The sequence below is a fragment of the Azospirillum sp. TSH100 genome (assembly GCF_004923295.1).
Lineage (GTDB): Bacteria > Pseudomonadota > Alphaproteobacteria > Azospirillales > Azospirillaceae > Azospirillum.
The window spans coordinates 460,023-475,881 of the sequence record NZ_CP039637.1; the positions used below are offsets into that span (position 1 = coordinate 460,023).

Here is a 15,859-nt window from a genome sequence, read left to right on the forward strand (position 1 = left end):
GGTGACCGATCTGGCCGGATTCTGGCGGCACACGCCGCGCCTGACCGCGCTGGCGGTGGCCGTCCTGCTGATCGCGGGCGGGCTGATGGCCCTGGCCAGCGAGAATGCCTATCGCGACGAGCGGGCGGGCGACGTGGAGGTGCAGGCGCGGATCCTGGCAGCCACCGTCACCGCCGCGCTGAGCTTCAACGACCGGACCGCCGCCGGCGAATATGTGGCGGCGCTGTCCGCCAGCCCGGAGTTCGAGGCGGCCGGCGTTTACGAGGCCAGCGGCCGCCTGTTCGCCGCCTATAGCACCGGCGGGATGCCACCGGTGCCACGGGCCGCCGAACGGCCGGGACATCATTTCAACGGTGACCATCTGACGGTGACCGTTCCGGTGATGCAGGACGGCCAGGCGATCGGCAGCGTGTCGTTGCGCACGCAGGTGGAGCCCTTCGCCCGGCGGGCCGAACGCTATGTCGGCATGGCGCTTTTGTTGGCGATGACGCTGCTGATCGTGCTGGTGCTGGGCGCGGCGCAGGCGGCGTTGGCACGGGCGAACCGCGATCTGGCGGCGCATGCGCGCGACCTGTCCGCCGCCAACGAGGCGCTGAACGCCGAGATCGCCGAGCGTGAGAAGGTCGAGGCCGCCCTGCGCCAGAGCCAGAAGATGGAGGCGATGGGCCAATTGACCGGCGGCATCGCCCATGACTTCAACAACCTGCTCCAGGCGCTGGCGAGCTGCCTTCAGCTGGTCGGGCGGCGGGCGAAGGAACCGTCGATCCTGCCGCTGCTGGAGACCGGGCATCAGGCCATCGACCGTGGTGCCAAGCTGGTGCAGCAGCTGATGGCCTTCGCCCGCCGGCAGACGCTGCGGCCGGAGCCTATGGACGTCCGCGACCGGCTGCTGGGCATGGCCGACCTGTTGACCCGCGCCATCCGCGCCGACATCACGCTTGAAACGCAGGTCGAGCCGGGGCTGTGGCCGGTGGAGGTTGATCCGACCCAGTTCGAGCTGGCGATCCTCAATCTCGCCGTCAACGCGCGTGACGCCATGCCCGAGGGCGGGCGGCTGCGCATCACCGCCCGCAACCGGCCGGCCGACGGCGCTTGCGGCGATCTGGTGCAGGTGACCGTGGGCGACACCGGCACCGGCATGGAACCGGAGGTGAAGGCCCGCGTCTTCGAGCCCTTCTTCACCACCAAGGAGGTCGGCAAGGGGTCCGGCCTCGGGCTGGCGCAGGTGTATGGCTTCACCCGCCAGTCGTCGGGATGGGTGGAGATCGACAGCGCCCCCGGTCAGGGCACCGCCGTTTCGCTGTTCCTGCCGCGGACGGCCAAGCCGGTGGCGGCTCCGGCTTTGGTGCGGGCGCTCGATACCGCGCGCGGGGCGGGCCGGCGCCTGCTTCTGGTGGAGGACGATCCCGTCGTCGGCAGCATGGTGGCGGCGGCGCTCGACGAGATCGGTTATGCCGTGCTGCGCGCCGCCAACGCGGAGGAGGCGCTGGGGCTGCTGACCGACGGGGATCTGCGGATCGACATCCTGTTCAGCGATGTGGTCATGCCGGGGCCGATGAACGGTGTCGACCTCGCCCACACCGCCCGGCGCCTGCGGCCCGGCCTGCCGGTGGTGCTGACCACCGGCTACAGCGAGGACATCGCCCGCATCGAGGGGGTGCGGGTGCTGCCGAAGCCGTATCGCGTCGGGGCGCTCGCCGAGCTGCTGGATGCGGCGTTGGTGGCGGAGGGGCCAGCGGAGGGGGCTGGCCTCAGGGTTCGCTGAGGAACGATAGGATCGCCTCGACCACCGTATCCTCACATTCGCGATGGGGGACGTGGCCGGTGTCGGCCAGCAGGCGGACGGTGCCGCGCCCGGCGGCGATGCGGGTGGGGTGTTCGGCCGAGCCATATTCGTCGCGGTCGCCGTGCAGGGCCAGCACCGGACAGCGGACCTCCGCCAGGGCGGTGTCCAGGGTCCAGCCGGCGAAGGCGGGGGACAGCCAGCTTTCGGTCCAGGCATCGACCGCCCAGCGCGCCTTGCCGCCATGGTATCGCGCCAGGCGGGCGAATTGCGCCGGATCCCGGAAGCCTTCCTTTGCCTCGCGGATGCCGGCGAGCGTGCGGTCCTCGACGAAGGCCTGCGCGGCGATGGTCACCAGGGCGCGGCAGCGGGAGGGAAAGCGCGCCGCCGTCTCGACCGCCATGCCGCCGCCGACGCTGTGGCCGCAGGCGACGAACTCGCCGATGCCGAGATGGCCGAGCAGGACGGGCACAATGTCCCGCGCCTCCGCCGCGACGAAATCGAGGGGCAGCGTGCCGGGATGAGGATCGGAGCGGCCGAAGCCCAGCCGGTCATAGGCGACGACCCGCCGTGCCGTCGCAGCGGCAAGGCGGGCCGGGAAGCTGCGCCACAGATCGACGCAGCCGAGCGAATCATGGAACAACAGGATCGGCGGCAGCGAACCGGACGCATCGGGCGTCCACTCCTTCACATGGAGGCTGCCGGACTGGGTGGGGATGAGGCGGTCCTGGTCGCTGACGGCGGTGGTCATGTCGTCCGGTTGCTGGTGCGGTCGAAGCTGGACGGCAGGATAGCATGCGGTTCAGGCCCGCGCCCGCAGATAGGGGGTCATGCGCCATTCGGCGTGACGGATCAGGCGGGTGGCGATGAAGTTGATCAGCAGATAGAGGACGCCGGCGACGATGAAGATCTCGAAAACCGCGAAGGTCTGGGCGATCATGCGTCGCGCGACTCCGGTGATCTCCATCATCGTGATGGTGCTGGCGAGCGAACTGGCCTTCACCATCAAGATCACCTCGTTGCCGTAGGCCGGCAGCATCTGGCGGATCGCCACCGGCAGGACGATGCGGCGGAACACCCGCAGCCGCGACATGCCGCAGGCCCGCGCCGCTTCCACCTGACCCTGCGGCACGGTCTCGATGGCACCGCGCAGGATCTCGGCGGTGTAGGCGCCGGTGTTGAGCGCCAGCGCCAGGATGGCGCACCACATCGGCTGGCTGAGGACTGGCCACAGGACGCTGCCGCGGATGAGGTCGATCTGGCTGAGGCCGTAATAGATCAGGAAGATCTGAACCAGAAGCGGCGTGCCGCGGAAGACGAAGCTGTAGGCCGAGGTCAGCGCCACCGCCACCCGGTTGCCGGACAGCCGCAGCAGGGCGGTGGCGAAGGCCAGCGCGGCACCGAAGGCGAGCGACAGCGCCACCAACTCAAGGGTCAGGGGCAGGGCCGCGAGAAGGCGCGGCAGGCTGTCCCACATCAGGGGCCAGTTCATCGTCAGGCCCTCCGGACGCCGCGGCTGGCGTAACGCTCGGCCCGCTGGAACGCCATTGTCGAAACGGTGGTCAGCGCGAGGTAGAGCAATGCTGCGACGCTGTAGAACAGGAAGGATTGCCGGGTCGAACCGGCGGCGGTGTGGGCGACGCGCATGATCTCGGCCAGCGCGGTGACGGAGATGAGTGCGGTGTCCTTCAGGGTCAGCTGCCAGACATTGCCCAGGCCGGGCAGGGCGAAGCGCAGGGTCTGCGGCACCAGAACCCGGCGCAGGATGCGCCAGCGCCCCATGCCGCAGGCCCGCGCCGCCTCGATCTGGCCGTAGGGCACGGATTTGACGGCGCCGCGGATCACCTCGGTCGAATAGGCGCCGGAGATCAGGCCGACGGCGGCGACGCCGATGGAAAAGGCGTTCAGCTCGACAAAGCCGCTGTAGCCGAAGATTCCGGCCACCGCCATGATCATGCCCGAACCGCCGAAGAACAGCAGGTAGATCACCAACAGTTCGGGCACGCCGCGCACGGCGGTGGTGTAAAGCTCCGCCAGACCCCTCAACACCAGGCTGTCGCTGAGCTTGGCGGCGGCGCCAGCGGCCCCGAAGGCGAGACCCAGCAGAAAGGACGACAGCGCGACCGCGATGGTCATCGCCGTCCCGGACAGCAGCTGCGGCCCCCAGCCGTGCAGCCCGGAGGTGAGCCCGGAGTCGAGGAAATCCAGCATCGCCGTCACCGCACCGAAACGTCGTAGCCGAAATGCTTCTGGCTCAGGGCCGCGATGGTGCCGTCCTTGCCGGCATCGGCGATGGCCTTGTCCAGCCGGTCCTTCAGTTCGGCATCCGCCTTGCGCAAGCCGACGCCCATGCCCTCGCCCAGCACGCCGCGCGTCATCGCCGGGCCGAACAGGGTCATGCCCTGGTTGCCGGTGGCGCGCATCAGCGCCTCGATCGGCGAGCGGTCGCCGAAGATGGCGTCGACGCGGCCGGCGGCCAGATCGATGGCGGCATTGTCGATCTTGTCGTAATTGCGCACCGTCACGTCCGGCAGGTGCTTTTCCAGGAAATCGACCTGGATGGTCGAGGTCTGGACGCCGACCGTCTTGCCCTTCAGCAGTGCCGCCAGCTTGGCGATCGCCGGCTTGGCCGCGGCCTCGTCGGCGAGGTCGACGTGGTCAGCACCAACGGTGGCGCCGGCCAGCTTGGAGGATTTCAGGGTGGCGAAGGTGGATTGCTCGGTGCCGTAGGGGCCGGCGAAGGCGATGACCTTCTTGCGCTCGTCGGTGATGGTCATGCCGGCCATGATGGCGTCGATCTTGCCCTGCTGGAGCGAGGGGATCATGCCGTCCCAATCCATCGCCACCAGCTCGCAGTCGGCTTCGATGCGCTTGCACAGATCCCAGGCGAGGTCGATCTCGAAGCCGACCAGCTTGCCCGACGAATCCATGCCGTTCCACGGCGCGAAGGCGCCTTCGGACGCGATGCGGATCTTCCTTGCATCCTTCGCCATCGCCGGAACGGCGCTGCCGGTCGCCAGGGCGCCCAGCACCAGGGCCAAAAGGATCTTCTTCATTGGTTGGTATCCTGTGTTTGTTTGCCCGCTCGGGCCCGGCAATTTGAGTTCCGGTCCGGCCGCGGAGCGGCGGACTTTGGCACAGGCGTCCATCGGCCGTCATCGTCGCGAAGGCCGGGAACCCTGCGCCTGTGTGGCGCACCCCCTTGGGTTTGTGCGGGGGCGGCGGGAGACGCGTGGCTGGTCAGGCGGCGGAAAGGTGGCGGGAGAGGAACTGGCGCACGCGGTCGGACTGGGGGGTGGTCAGCACCCGGTCGGGCGCCCCTTCCTCCTCGATGCGGCCCTGGTGGAGGAAGACGACCCTGGACGAGACCTCGCGGGCGAAGTCCATCTCGTGCGTCACCAGGATCATGGTGCGGCCCTCGTCCGCGAGCTGGCGGATGACGCGCAGCACCTCGCCCACCAGTTCCGGATCCAGGGCCGAGGTCGGCTCGTCGAACAGCATCACCTTGGGCTGCATGGCAAGGGCGCGGGCGATGGCGGCGCGCTGCTGCTGGCCTCCGGAGAGCTGGATCGGATAGCAATCGGCCTTGGCGAGAATGCCGACCTTGTCCAGCAGGCTGCGCGCGAGGTCGATGGCCTCGCCCTTCGGCACGCCAAGGACATGGACCGGCGCCTCGATGACGTTCTCCAGAATGGTCATGTGGGTCCAGAGGTTGAAGTTCTGGAACACCATGCCGAGCCGGGTGCGGATGCGGTCGACCTGACGGGAGTTGGCCGGCATGGTCCGCCCGCGCGCCGTCTTCATCGCGATGGTCTCGCCGCAGATGGTGACGCGCCCCCCGTCGGGCACCTCCAGCATGTTGATGCAGCGCAGAAGCGTGCTCTTGCCCGAGCCGGACGAGCCGATCAGCGTGATGACGTCGCCCTCACGGGCGGTCAGCGACACGCCCTTCAGAACCTCCAGCGGTCCGAACCGCTTGTGGATGTCGTCCGCCTGGACAGCGACCGCGGCAGCAGGGTTGGTGGGAGGGTGGCGGTGGGCCGGCCCGTCCTGGCCGACGCTGACGATACGATCGATGGCGATGCGATGCTGGTCCATGCGACGTCCCGATTTCGTTTGGGACACGGAGCATCAGCGATGCAGATGGCGGCGGGAAGATGAAAAAGTGACAGAAAACCCGAGCCAAGTTGCCAAAATGAAAGCTTGGGCTGCGCGGATTGGCAAGCCTGGCGCAGCCTATAGCCGGGCGCGGGTGCTGCGCGGGGTGTTCAGCAGCAGGTTCGTCTCGCTGGTGGTGATGCCGGGAATAAGCCGGATGCGGCGCAGCACGCCGTCGAATTCCGGCAGGCTGCCGGCCGACAGCTCGACGATCAGATCCCAGCGTCCGTTGGTGCTGTGGATCTCCATGATCTCGGGGAAGCCGCTGAGAGTCCGCACCACGCGGTCGGTGGCCTGTCCCTCCACCTCGATCAGCATGATGCCGCGCACCGGCGCCTCCACCGTGTCGGCGCGCAGGATCACGGTGTAGCCGGTGATGATGCCGGAGCTTTCCAGCCGCTCCATCCGCGACCGCACCGTCGCCCGCGAGACGCCGAGTTCGATGGCGAGGTCGGAAATGCTGCGGCGGCCGTCATGGCGCAGCAGGGTGATCAGCTTTTCGTCGAGCTGGTCGAGCGTCATGATTCAGGCACTCCGACAGTCTGGCAAGCTTTACTGCTCAATTTGGTAGGTCGAATGACGACATTTGTCAATTTGCCCTGTCCGTTCCGCCGGAAGCCTGTGGTTTGCTGGTGAAAGGAACAGGCAAGAGACCAAACAATGTCCTATCACAAGACAAAGACGAAGCAGTGCCGGCTGGTCGGTGTGCCGGTGCAGGATGGGGCGGGCCGGCTTGGCTGCGAAATGGGACCCAGCGCCTACCGCACCGCCGGCATCTCCAAGGCTCTGTCGGACCTGGGCCACAGCGTCACCGACCTGGGTAACGTGGCGCCGCTGCCGCAGCGGCCGATGACGCATGGCAACGCCGCGCTGAAATTCCTGCCGGAAGTGGCGGGCTGGACCGCCGCGCTGTCCAAGGTGGCCTATGAGGCGAGCGCCGGGCAGGACGCCATGCCGATCTTCATGGGCGGCGATCACAGCCTTGCCGCCGGCACCCTGACCGGGCTGGCGCAGCGCGCCGCCGAGATGCGGCGCCCGCTGTTCGTGCTGTGGCTGGACGCCCATCCGGATTTCCACACGCTGGAGACGACGGAAAGCGGCAATCTGCATGGCGTGCCGATGGCCTACGCCACCGGCCGCGCCGGCTTCGACGGCTATTTTCCGCCGCCGCCGGCCCGGCTCGACCCGAACAATGTCTGCATGATGGGCATCCGCAGTGTCGATCCGGCCGAACGGCGGGCGCTGGAGACGTCCGGCATCACCGTCCATGACATGCGCAAGATCGACGAGCACGGCATCGTCGCCCTGCTGCGCCCGTTCCTGAAGCGGGTGGTGGAGGCGGACGGGCTGCTGCATGTCAGCCTGGATGTCGATTTCCTCGATCCCGGCATCGCCCCCGGCGTCGGCACCACGGTTCCCGGCGGCGCCACCTTCCGCGAGGCGCATCTGGTCATGGAGATGCTGCACGACACCGGCATGGTCAGCAGCGTCGATCTGGTCGAGCTGAACCCCTTCCTCGACGAGCGCGGCCGGACCGCGACCCTGATGGTGGAATTGCTGGCGAGCCTGATGGGGCGCCGCGTCCTCGACTATCCCACCCGCAGCTTCTGAACGAACGGAGCGTTTAAGAATGATCCCGAACCTGAATCTCGTTCCCTTCGTCAGCGTCGACCACATGATGAAGCTGGTGCTGCACATCGGCGTGGAGCGCTTCCTGACCGAGCTGTCGGCCTATGTCGAGGAGGATTTCCGCCGCTGGGAAAGCTTCGACAAGACGCCGCGGGTGGCCTCCCACAGCGCGGAGGGCGTGATCGAGCTGATGCCGACCAGCGACGGCCGCACCTATGGCTTCAAGTACGTCAACGGCCATCCGAAGAACACGCGGGAAGGACGGCAGACCGTGACCGCCTTCGGCGTGCTGGCCGATGTCGGCAACGGCTATCCGGTGCTGATGACGGAGATGACCATCCTGACGGCGCTGCGCACCGCCGCGACCTCGGCTGTTGCGGCGAAGTTTCTGGCGCCGAAGGATGCCTCCTGCATGGCGATCATCGGTAATGGAGCGCAGGCGGAGTTCCAGGCGCTGGCCTTCAAGGCGCTGCTGGGGATCCGCAAACTGCGGCTCTACGACATCGACCCCGCGGCGACGCAGAAATGCGTGCGCAACCTGCGCGGCCAGGGCTTCGAGATCACCGCCTGCACCTCGACCGAAGAGGCGGTGGAGGGGGCGCAGATCATCACCACCGTCACCGCCGACAAGCAGTATGCCACCATCCTGACCGACAACATGGTCGGGGCCGGGGTGCACATCAACGCGGTCGGCGGCGACTGCCCCGGCAAGACGGAACTGCACCGCGACATCCTGCTGCGTTCGGACATCTTCGTCGAATATCCGCCGCAGACGCGGATCGAGGGGGAAATCCAGCAGCTGGCGCCGGACCATCCGGTGACGGAGCTGTGGACGGTGATGATCGGTCAGGCGGTGGGGCGGCGCGATGCGCGGCAGATCACGCTGTTCGATTCGGTCGGCTTCGCGACGGAGGACTTCTCCGCCCTGCGCTATGTCCGCGACAAGGTGGAGGGAACGGGCTTCTACGAGAATCTTGACATGCTGGCCGACCCCGACGAGCCGCGCGATCTGTTCGGCATGATCCTGCGCGCGGCGAAGCCGGCACCGGTGGGCGAGGCGGCGTAGGGGGAATCCCCCCTCTCACCCACCGAGAGGGCTCCTTCCGCGGGAAGGAAGCGCACTCACCCCGCAGCCTCCCCCTCCGCCAGCGCCTGCTCGGCACTGAGTTCCTCAAGGTCCAGTTCGGCTTCCAGCCGGTGCAGCACGGTGTCGTGGATGCGGCCACCGCGATGCAGGTCGAGAATCTCGGTGCGGGCGGCGCGGTTGGCGGCCAGGACGGCGGCAAAATGCTCGCGCCGGTCCTCCGTCAGCATGCCTTCGCTCTCGTGGAAACGCTCGGCCATCGTCGCCCGGTGGCCGTATTGTTCCAGCAGGCGCGGATGGCGCTGGCGACCGTCCGGGGTGTCGGAGCGTTTGCGCACCGCCTCCAGCGCCGCCCGGGCCATGCGGATGCGGGCTTCCGATTCCGACAGGGTGGGGCGGCGTTCCAGCGTGAAGCCGCCCAGCCGCATTCTGCGGATCAGCGGAGCGAGCGTGGTCGCCTGCCCCAGGATCGACACCAGGATCACCGCCCAGGTCGTCGCCAGAATGATGTCACGGCCGGGAAACTCGACGGGGACCGACAGGGCGACGGCGAGGCTGACCACGCCCCGGATTGCCGCCCATCCCATGATCACCGGCACCGCCACCGACGGATAGGGGTCGCGCCGCCGTAAGCTCGGGAACAGGAACCGCGGCAGGTAGGTCGAGGGGAACAGCCAGGCAAAGCGCGACAGCACCATCGCCAGGGTGACGGCGACGATCATCGGCAGCAGGTCGGTCAGGCCGGTGCCGGCAGCCTCCAGCCGGCCGAGCACGCCGCGCAGCGACAGGCCGATGATGATGAAGACCATCGATTCCATGATGAACACCGCCACCGTCCACACCGCGTTGGCGTGGGTGCGCAGCTGTGCCGTGAACAGGTCGTGCTGGCGCCGGCCCATCACCAGACCGCAGCCGACGGTGGCGAGCACGCCCGACACCTCCAGCGCCTCGCCGCCGAGATAGCTGCCCCAGGCGGCGAGGAAGCCGCCGACGATGCTGAGCGGTACGTCGCGCAGGCGCCCCAGCAGCAATGCCGCGATGTGGCCGAACACCACGCCGGCCGCGACACCGCCGATCGCAAGCCACAGGAATTCCAGCGAGGCGTGGCCGGCCTCGAAGGTCCCGGTCATGCCGGCGGCGATGGCGATGCGGAACAACACCAGCCCGGTGGCGTCGTTCACCAGGCTTTCGCCCTCCAGCAGGGTGACGATGCGCGGCGGCAGCGGCAGGCCCTTCAGCGCCGCCTTCGCCGCCACCGCGTCGGGCGGCGACAGGATGGCGCCGAGCGTGAAGCAGGCCGCCCAGGGCAGCGACGGCATCACCAGATGGGCGACAACCCCGACCGCCAGCGTGGTGAAGGCGACCGCTCCCACCGCCAGTTGCAGGATGATGCGCAGATTGGCGCGGAAGTCGCTCCATACCGTGAAATAGGCGCTGGCGAACAGCAGCGGCGGCAGGAACAGCAGCAGGGTCAGGTCGGGATCCGGTGTGATCTCCGGCAGGCCGGGGACCAGGGCGAGCGCGATGCCGCCCAGAACCAGCACGGCCGACGGCGGCATGCGCAGCCGCTTGGCCGCAAGCTCCAGCACGATGATCGCCGCCATCAGGCCAAGGACGAGTTCGAACTGACCGGATGGCGACATGCTGAGGGCCCGCTGTTCTGTTTCGGAAATGGGGACGGAGATCAGGCGGCGGCCGGCGTGGCGGCGGCGGGATGCAGGGCGCAGGCGGCGGTGCCGACCAGACCGAGCAGCCCGGCCAGCAGCAGCGGCGCGGCGAGGCCGCTGTGGGTCACCAGGGCGGCGCCGATGGCGGCCCCGGCGAAGATGGCGACGACGCTGCCGATGCGGCGGCCCCAGTTGGTGTCGGCCCCGCCGGCCAGCCGGGAATCGGCCGCCAGACCGGTCAGCGTCAGGGTCAGCACCGTGGTGGTCAGGTCCGGCACCTTCAGCTGTCGGATCGTCGCGTTGCGGAAGCCCATCGCCAGCGCGGTCAGCAGGATGATGCCGTAGAAGCTGGCCGGTGAGGCTTCCCCGGTCTGGCGCAGCCATGCCAGCAGGGCGGCCAGCCACAGCAGCCCGGCCTCGATGGCGGCGGCACTCAACAGCCAGCGGCGCAGCGGACGGCCGGCATGGGCCTTGCCGGTGCGGCCGGCGACCAGCGCGCCGACCAGGAAGGCGCAGATCGCCGTCAGATAGGGGGCGATATCGAAGCCCGGCGTTCCGGCGGCGGCGAAACCGAGGAACACGATGTTGCCGGTCATGTTGGCGGTGAACACCTTGTCGAGGCCGAGCACGCTGGTGGCGTCGACCAGCCCGGTCGTCACCGACAGCAGCATCAAGAGCCAGGGCAGTGGGGCGGCGACGGGAGAGGAGGGGGAAGCCATGGCGTTTGGCCTTGTCAGGCGGTTTGGCCGAAGCGGCGACGCATCCGCGAGATGATCGCGGCCAGTGCGAAACCGCCGACCAGACCGATATGCTCGAAGAAGGCGTTGGTCGCCATGAAGCGCTCCTGGCCCGCCATATTCCAGAAATCGTTGGCGATCAGGGCAGCCAGCAAGGTGAAGACGCCGAGCGCACCGGCGCCGAGCCACAAGGCACGGTCCAGCAGGATCAGCAGCGGGCCGACCAGCTCGACCAGGATGGTCAGGGCGGCCCAGAGCGCCGGCGGGGTGAGGCCGAAATGCGCCTGCTCGGCGACGGCGCCCGGCCAGTCGGTGAGCTTGACCAAACCGCCGAGGAGGTAGGCGCCGACCAGAGCCAGCCGGGCCAGCAGCCATGTGCCGTCCCAGTCGAGGATGCGGTCGACGATGCGTTCCGCCGGGCGTTCGAGGTCGCGGATGGTCATGGTGGGTATTCCGGTTTCGGGGGATTCTCCCCCTCCCCGGGGGAGAGGGGATCCGCATCAGGGAGAGGCGGTTACACAGCCCAGCAGCCGCAGCCCAGCGCACCCCAGAAGGACTGCACGTCGGCGGCCGGGACGTCGGTGGCGTAGGCGGCGGCGTGGTCGTGGCCGTGGACGCCGCAGCCGGTGGCGCAGCCGCAGGCCGAGGCCAGTGCCTGACGCTGGCTGCCAGCATCGGCCGATTTGTAATAGCCCCCGAAGGTCCGCACAGGCGACCAGTCCGGCATCGGCTTCGGCAACTGCGGCGCCAGCGGGCCGTAATCGCCCTCGCCATGCACAACCGCGCCGCCGAGCATCGTCAGCACCGAGTTCAGATGGGCGATGCGGTCTTCCGAGACCGAGAAGAAATCGTCGGACAGCACGGCGAGGTCGGCAAGCTGGCCGGCCTTGATCTGACCCTTCTTGCCCTGCTCGTTGGAGAACCAGGTGTTGGCCTCCGTCCACAGCCGCAGCGCGGTCTCGCGGTCGAGCCGGTTGGCCTGGGGATAGAGGCTGAGGCCGCCCACCGTCCTGCCGGTTACCAGCCAGGACAGCGAGACCCAGGGGTTGTAGCTGGCGACGCGGGTGGCGTCGGTGCCGGCGCCGACCGGCAGGCCGGCCGCCATCATCTTGACGATCGGCGGGGTCTGCTCCGCCGCCTTCGTGCCGTAGCGCTCGACGAAATATTCGCCCTGATAGGCCATGCGGTGCTGGATGGCGATGCCGCCGCCGAGTGCGGCGATGCGGTCGATGTTGCGGTCGCTGATCGTCTCGGCATGGTCGAAGAACCAGTGCAGCCCGTCGAAGGGGATGTCGCGGTTGACCTTCTCGAAGACGTCGAGCGCGCGGCTGATCGTCTGGTCGTAGGTGGCATGCAGGCGCCACGGCCAGCGGTTCTCGGCCAGCAGGCGGATCACCGGCTCCAGGTCGCCTTCCATGTTCGGCGGCATGTCGGGGCGGGCGACGCGGAAATCCTCGAAATCGGCTGCGGAATAGACCAGCATCTCGCCGGCGCCGTTGTGACGGTAGCTGTCGTCGCCGTCGCCCGGCTTCACCGTCTTCGCCCAACCGGCGAAGTCGGCCAACTCCTCCTTCGGCTTCTGGGTGAACAGGTTGTAGCTGATGCGCAGGGTCAGCTCGCCGTCGGCATGCAGCTTCTCGACGATGGCGTAATCGTCGGGATAGTTCTGGTAGCCGCCGCCGGCATCGATCACCCCGGTCACGCCCAGCCGGTTCATCTCGCGCATGAAGTGGCGGGTGGAGTTCAGCTGGTAGTCCGGCGGCAGCTTCGGGCCCTTGGCCAGCGTCGAATAGAGGATCGTCGCGTTGGGCTGGGCCAGCAGCAGGCCGGTCGGGTTGCCAGCGGCATCGCGCACGATCTCACCGCCCGGCGGGTTCTGGGTGTCTTTTGTGTAGCCGACGGCGCGCAGGGCGGCGGCGTTCAGCAGGGCGCGGTCGTAGAGGTGCAGGATGAAGACCGGGGTGTCGGGGGCGGCGGCGTTCAGCTCCTCGATGGTCGGCAGGCGCTTTTCGGCGAACTGGTGCTCGGTGAAGCCGCCGACGACGCGGACCCATTGCGGCGCGGGCGTGATCGCCGCCTGCTGTTTCAGCATCGCCATCGCGTCGGCGAGGCTCGGCACGCCGTCCCAGCGCAGCTCCATGTTGTAGTTCAGGCCGCCGCGGATGATGTGCATGTGGCTGTCGATCAGCCCGGGGATCACCCGCCGGCCCTTGGCGTCGATCACCATCGCCTGCGGAGCGGCAGCCCGCACCTCGGCCTCGGTGCCGACGGCGAGGAAGCGACCGTCGCGGATGGCGATGGCGCTGGCCTGCGGGTTGGCACGGTCGAGCGTGGTGACCTTGGCGTTGACGAGGATCAGGTCGCCGGTGGTGGCGGAATTCGGCATGGCGGCGTTCCCGGGTCTGGACGCGAGGGTGGACAGCAGCGGTGATGCGAGCAGGGATGCGGCGACGGTGCCCGCCAGCGCCTTGCGGCGGTCGATGTCGGGCGGGGTCATGCCTTGTCTCCCTTGGCGGCCGGCGGCGTCTCCGCCCCGGCATGCGGACCCAGCACATGGCGGGCGCAGTCGGTCTGGATGAAGGCGACGACCGGTTCGCCGGCAATCAGCCGCTTGACAACCGGTACCACCTGTTCGCCGACCAGCATGCCGAGCAGCCCGATCAGGGCGATGGTCGGCGGCGCCGGCGAGCGGACGCCGATCAGCGCATAGATGACGCCGACCAGGATGCCGGCGCCGGCCGAAAGGAGATAGGGCATCATGGGTCCGGTCTCCCGGTCTGAAGCTGTTCTGGAATTGGCTGCCTGCGCCCGGTTGTAGCCGGGCGCAGGAACGCAGGTTCAGGCGTACCGGTTACGCATGCTCGTGGGCGGCGGCGCCGACCACCTTGTGCGGGTACTCGCCGCGCTGCGGGGCCTTGTGGACCATGGTGTAGGCGTAATCGACGCCCATGCCGTAGGCGCCGAAATGCTCGCGGACGATGGCCATCACGCCGTCATAGGTGCCGCGCTTGGCCCAGTCGCGCTGGAGTTCGAGCAGGACGTTGACCGAGGTGATGGAATGGGCGCCGGCCTGCTCCATGCGGCGGATGGCGGCGTCATGCGCCTCCTGCGAGGTGCCGCCCGAAGCGTCGGTGACGATGTAGACCTCGAAGCCTTCCTCGATGGCGCACAGCGTCGGGAACAGCAGGCAGGCCTCGGTCCACAGGGCGGCGATGACCAGTTTCTTCTTGCCGGTCGCCTTGACGGCGGCCACCAGTTCCTCGGAGTCCCAGCTGTTCATCGAGGTGCGCTCGATCGGGTCCTGCTTCAGGACGTCCATCAGCTCCGGCCAGATGTAGCCGGAGAAGCTCTCGGTCTCCACCGCGGTCACGATGGTCGAGGCGCCGAACAGCTTGGCGGTCTTGGCGAGGGCCACCGTGTTGTTCTTCAGCTGCTGGCGGTCGATGTTGACCACGCCGAAGGACATCTGCGGCTGGTGATCGATGAAGATGAAGACGGTGTCGTCAGCGTTGATGAGCGACTTGGCCTTGAAGGTCATGATCGTTTCCTGTTTGTCGAGGATTTTGAAGGGGTTTGCTGCCGTTTTCGTCGTCGGCGCCGTCTGAAGAGACAATGGCACGAAGCGATAGGGCGGGACAATCATGCTCATAAGAACATGATTGTTGCTAATTTAAGGACGATGTCCCTTCATCCGCTCAGGCGCGGATGAAGGCCAGCAGTTCCTCGTTCACGATGTCCTTGTGGGTGGTGCAGATGCCGTGCGGCGCGCCGGGGACGACCTTGAGCGTGCCCTTCGGCAGCAGTGCAACGGCGGCCTTGGCGGAGGTGGCGATCGGGACGATCTGGTCGTCGTCGCCGTGCATCACCAGCGTCGGGACGATCATCTTCTTCAGATCTTCGCGCTGGTCGGTCTCGGAGAAGGCCTTGACGCACTCGTATTCGGCCAGCAGGCCGCCCATCATGCCTTGCATCCAGAAGCTGTCGATGACGCCCTGCGATACCTTGGCGCCCGGGCGGTTGTAGCCGTAGAAGGGGATCGTCAGGTCTTTGAAGAACTGCGACCGGTCGGCCTTGACGCCGGCGCGGATGCCGTCGAACACCTCCATCGGTACGCCGTCGGGATTCCAGTCGGTCTTCACCATGATCGGCGGGATGGCGCCGATCAGCACCGCCTTGGCGACGCGCTTCACGCCATGGCGGCCGATGTAGCGGGCGACTTCGCCGCCGCCGGTCGAATGGCCGACATGGACTGCGTTCTTCAGCTCCAGCGCCTCGGTCACCGCCGCCAGATCGTCGGCGTAATGGTCGAGATCGTTGCCGAATCCCGGCTGCGACGACCGGCCATGGCCGCGGCGGTCATGGGCGACGGTGCGATAGCCATGCTGGGCCAGGAACATCATCTGGTCTTCGAAGGCGTCGCCGGTCAGCGGCCAGCCATGGCTGAAGACGACCGGTTGGCCGGTCTGCGGACCCCACTGCTTGACGTAGATCTGGACGCCGTCCTTGGTCGTGACGTAGCTGCCCTGGAGCATGGCTTTGGTTCCTTTGGTCGTGTCTTTGCGGGGGGCCGTCTTTTCCGCCGCGGCGGCCGGGCCGGCGACCATCGGCAGCAGGCCGCCGCCCGCAACGGCGAGAGCGGCGCTGCCGGAGAGGACCGTGCGACGGGATGGGTGCGAATCCTGGGTGGTCATGCGAAGTCCGTTCGGGGCCGGGCCGGCAGACCGGCGCCGGCTGTCTTGGTGAACGGATGTTAGGGAATGTGCCGGGAGGGTGATTGCCTCATCGGAACGGCTTTTGCCGG

General features: G+C 68.1%; 16 protein-coding genes. 3 read left to right on the forward strand and 13 right to left on the reverse strand.

Features of this window, described 5'->3' with window-relative positions; genetic code table 11:
• Window position 1: 1 nt before the first annotated feature.
• Window positions 2-1,765, forward strand: a complete 1,764-nt coding sequence (locus E6C72_RS23625) for an ATP-binding protein (protein WP_247875475.1) — start codon at window positions 2-4, stop codon at window positions 1,763-1,765.
• Here the strand turns inward: E6C72_RS23625 and E6C72_RS23630 are convergent.
• From E6C72_RS23630 to E6C72_RS23655, 6 genes are all read right to left on the reverse strand, one after another.
• On the reverse strand, window positions 1,752-2,534 hold the full coding sequence (locus E6C72_RS23630) for an alpha/beta fold hydrolase (RefSeq protein ID WP_109084194.1): 783 nt from the start codon (window positions 2,532-2,534) through the stop codon (window positions 1,752-1,754). The two genes, E6C72_RS23625 and E6C72_RS23630, sit on opposite strands and share 14 nt — an antisense overlap.
• Before the next feature lie 51 nt (window positions 2,535-2,585).
• The gene (locus tag E6C72_RS23635) at window positions 2,586-3,275 is read right to left on the reverse strand and encodes an ABC transporter permease (protein ID WP_109084193.1); all 690 of its coding nucleotides are present in this window, start codon (window positions 3,273-3,275) and stop codon (window positions 2,586-2,588) included.
• A gap of 2 nt (window positions 3,276-3,277) precedes the next feature.
• A complete protein-coding gene (locus tag E6C72_RS23640; RefSeq protein WP_109084192.1) occupies window positions 3,278-3,994 on the reverse strand; it encodes an ABC transporter permease in 717 nt (238 codons plus the stop codon).
• 5 nt (window positions 3,995-3,999) lie between these two features.
• Entirely contained in the window at window positions 4,000-4,839 is an 840-nt protein-coding gene (locus E6C72_RS23645; protein WP_109084191.1) for a transporter substrate-binding domain-containing protein, read from the reverse strand.
• 184 nt (window positions 4,840-5,023) lie between these two features.
• Window positions 5,024-5,881 (reverse strand): ABC transporter ATP-binding protein, encoded by an 858-nt coding sequence (locus tag E6C72_RS23650; RefSeq protein WP_109084190.1) that lies wholly within the window; start codon window positions 5,879-5,881, stop codon window positions 5,024-5,026.
• 138 nt (window positions 5,882-6,019) lie between these two features.
• Entirely contained in the window at window positions 6,020-6,463 is a 444-nt protein-coding gene (locus E6C72_RS23655) for an Lrp/AsnC family transcriptional regulator (protein ID WP_098736358.1), read from the reverse strand.
• 138 nt (window positions 6,464-6,601) lie between these two features.
• Here E6C72_RS23655 and rocF point away from each other — a divergent pair, with 138 nt between their 5' ends.
• Together rocF and E6C72_RS23665 are read left to right on the forward strand one after the other, a co-directional pair.
• A complete protein-coding gene (rocF, locus tag E6C72_RS23660) occupies window positions 6,602-7,552 on the forward strand; it encodes an arginase (RefSeq protein WP_109084189.1) in 951 nt (316 codons plus the stop codon).
• 19 nt (window positions 7,553-7,571) lie between these two features.
• Window positions 7,572-8,636 (forward strand): ornithine cyclodeaminase, encoded by a 1,065-nt coding sequence (locus tag E6C72_RS23665; RefSeq protein WP_109084188.1) that lies wholly within the window; start codon window positions 7,572-7,574, stop codon window positions 8,634-8,636.
• Between the two features lie 56 nt (window positions 8,637-8,692).
• Here the strand turns inward: E6C72_RS23665 and E6C72_RS23670 are convergent, their stop codons facing one another.
• The 7 genes from E6C72_RS23670 to E6C72_RS23700 form a co-directional block, all read right to left on the reverse strand.
• Complete coding sequence (locus E6C72_RS23670) at window positions 8,693-10,297, reverse strand: Na+/H+ antiporter (RefSeq protein ID WP_109084187.1); 1,605 nt, start codon at window positions 10,295-10,297, stop codon at window positions 8,693-8,695.
• A 41-nt stretch (window positions 10,298-10,338) separates the two neighbouring features.
• Complete coding sequence (locus E6C72_RS23675; protein WP_109084186.1) at window positions 10,339-11,040, reverse strand: YoaK family protein; 702 nt, start codon at window positions 11,038-11,040, stop codon at window positions 10,339-10,341.
• Window positions 11,041-11,054: 14 nt separating this feature from the next.
• Complete coding sequence (locus E6C72_RS23680; protein ID WP_109084185.1) at window positions 11,055-11,501, reverse strand: DoxX family protein; 447 nt, start codon at window positions 11,499-11,501, stop codon at window positions 11,055-11,057.
• Between the two features lie 71 nt (window positions 11,502-11,572).
• Window positions 11,573-13,555: an amidohydrolase gene (locus tag E6C72_RS23685; protein WP_109084184.1), complete on the reverse strand. Its 1,983-nt coding sequence runs from the start codon at window positions 13,553-13,555 to the stop codon at window positions 11,573-11,575.
• Complete coding sequence (locus E6C72_RS23690) at window positions 13,552-13,818, reverse strand: XapX domain-containing protein (protein ID WP_109084183.1); 267 nt, start codon at window positions 13,816-13,818, stop codon at window positions 13,552-13,554. The genes E6C72_RS23685 and E6C72_RS23690 overlap by 4 nt, the downstream gene beginning before the upstream one ends.
• Before the next feature lie 91 nt (window positions 13,819-13,909).
• Window positions 13,910-14,596 carry a hydrolase gene (locus E6C72_RS23695; protein ID WP_109084300.1) on the reverse strand — a complete coding sequence of 229 codons (687 nt, stop codon included), beginning with the start codon at window positions 14,594-14,596 and terminating at the stop codon, window positions 13,910-13,912.
• A 157-nt stretch (window positions 14,597-14,753) separates the two neighbouring features.
• On the reverse strand, window positions 14,754-15,590 hold the full coding sequence (locus tag E6C72_RS23700) for an alpha/beta hydrolase (protein WP_348981120.1): 837 nt from the start codon (window positions 15,588-15,590) through the stop codon (window positions 14,754-14,756).
• Window positions 15,591-15,859: the final 269 nt, after the last annotated feature.

Coding starts and splice junctions, on each gene's coding strand:
- E6C72_RS23630 (WP_109084194.1), bottom strand. CDS start 2,534: ATGACCACCGCCGTCAGCGACCAGGACCGCCTCATCCCCACCCAGTCC.
- E6C72_RS23635 (WP_109084193.1), bottom strand. CDS start 3,275: ATGAACTGGCCCCTGATGTGGGACAGCCTGCCGCGCCTTCTCGCGGCC.
- E6C72_RS23640 (WP_109084192.1), bottom strand. CDS start 3,994: ATGCTGGATTTCCTCGACTCCGGGCTCACCTCCGGGCTGCACGGCTGG.
- E6C72_RS23645 (WP_109084191.1), bottom strand. CDS start 4,839: ATGAAGAAGATCCTTTTGGCCCTGGTGCTGGGCGCCCTGGCGACCGGC.
- E6C72_RS23650 (WP_109084190.1), bottom strand. CDS start 5,881: ATGGACCAGCATCGCATCGCCATCGATCGTATCGTCAGCGTCGGCCAG.
- E6C72_RS23655 (WP_098736358.1), bottom strand. CDS start 6,463: ATGACGCTCGACCAGCTCGACGAAAAGCTGATCACCCTGCTGCGCCAT.
- rocF (WP_109084189.1), top strand. CDS start 6,602: ATGTCCTATCACAAGACAAAGACGAAGCAGTGCCGGCTGGTCGGTGTG.
- E6C72_RS23665 (WP_109084188.1), top strand. CDS start 7,572: ATGATCCCGAACCTGAATCTCGTTCCCTTCGTCAGCGTCGACCACATG.
- E6C72_RS23670 (WP_109084187.1), bottom strand. CDS start 10,297: ATGTCGCCATCCGGTCAGTTCGAACTCGTCCTTGGCCTGATGGCGGCG.
- E6C72_RS23675 (WP_109084186.1), bottom strand. CDS start 11,040: ATGGCTTCCCCCTCCTCTCCCGTCGCCGCCCCACTGCCCTGGCTCTTG.
- E6C72_RS23680 (WP_109084185.1), bottom strand. CDS start 11,501: ATGACCATCCGCGACCTCGAACGCCCGGCGGAACGCATCGTCGACCGC.
- E6C72_RS23685 (WP_109084184.1), bottom strand. CDS start 13,555: ATGACCCCGCCCGACATCGACCGCCGCAAGGCGCTGGCGGGCACCGTC.
- E6C72_RS23690 (WP_109084183.1), bottom strand. CDS start 13,818: ATGATGCCCTATCTCCTTTCGGCCGGCGCCGGCATCCTGGTCGGCGTC.
- E6C72_RS23695 (WP_109084300.1), bottom strand. CDS start 14,596: ATGACCTTCAAGGCCAAGTCGCTCATCAACGCTGACGACACCGTCTTC.
- E6C72_RS23700 (WP_348981120.1), bottom strand. CDS start 15,590: ATGCTCCAGGGCAGCTACGTCACGACCAAGGACGGCGTCCAGATCTAC.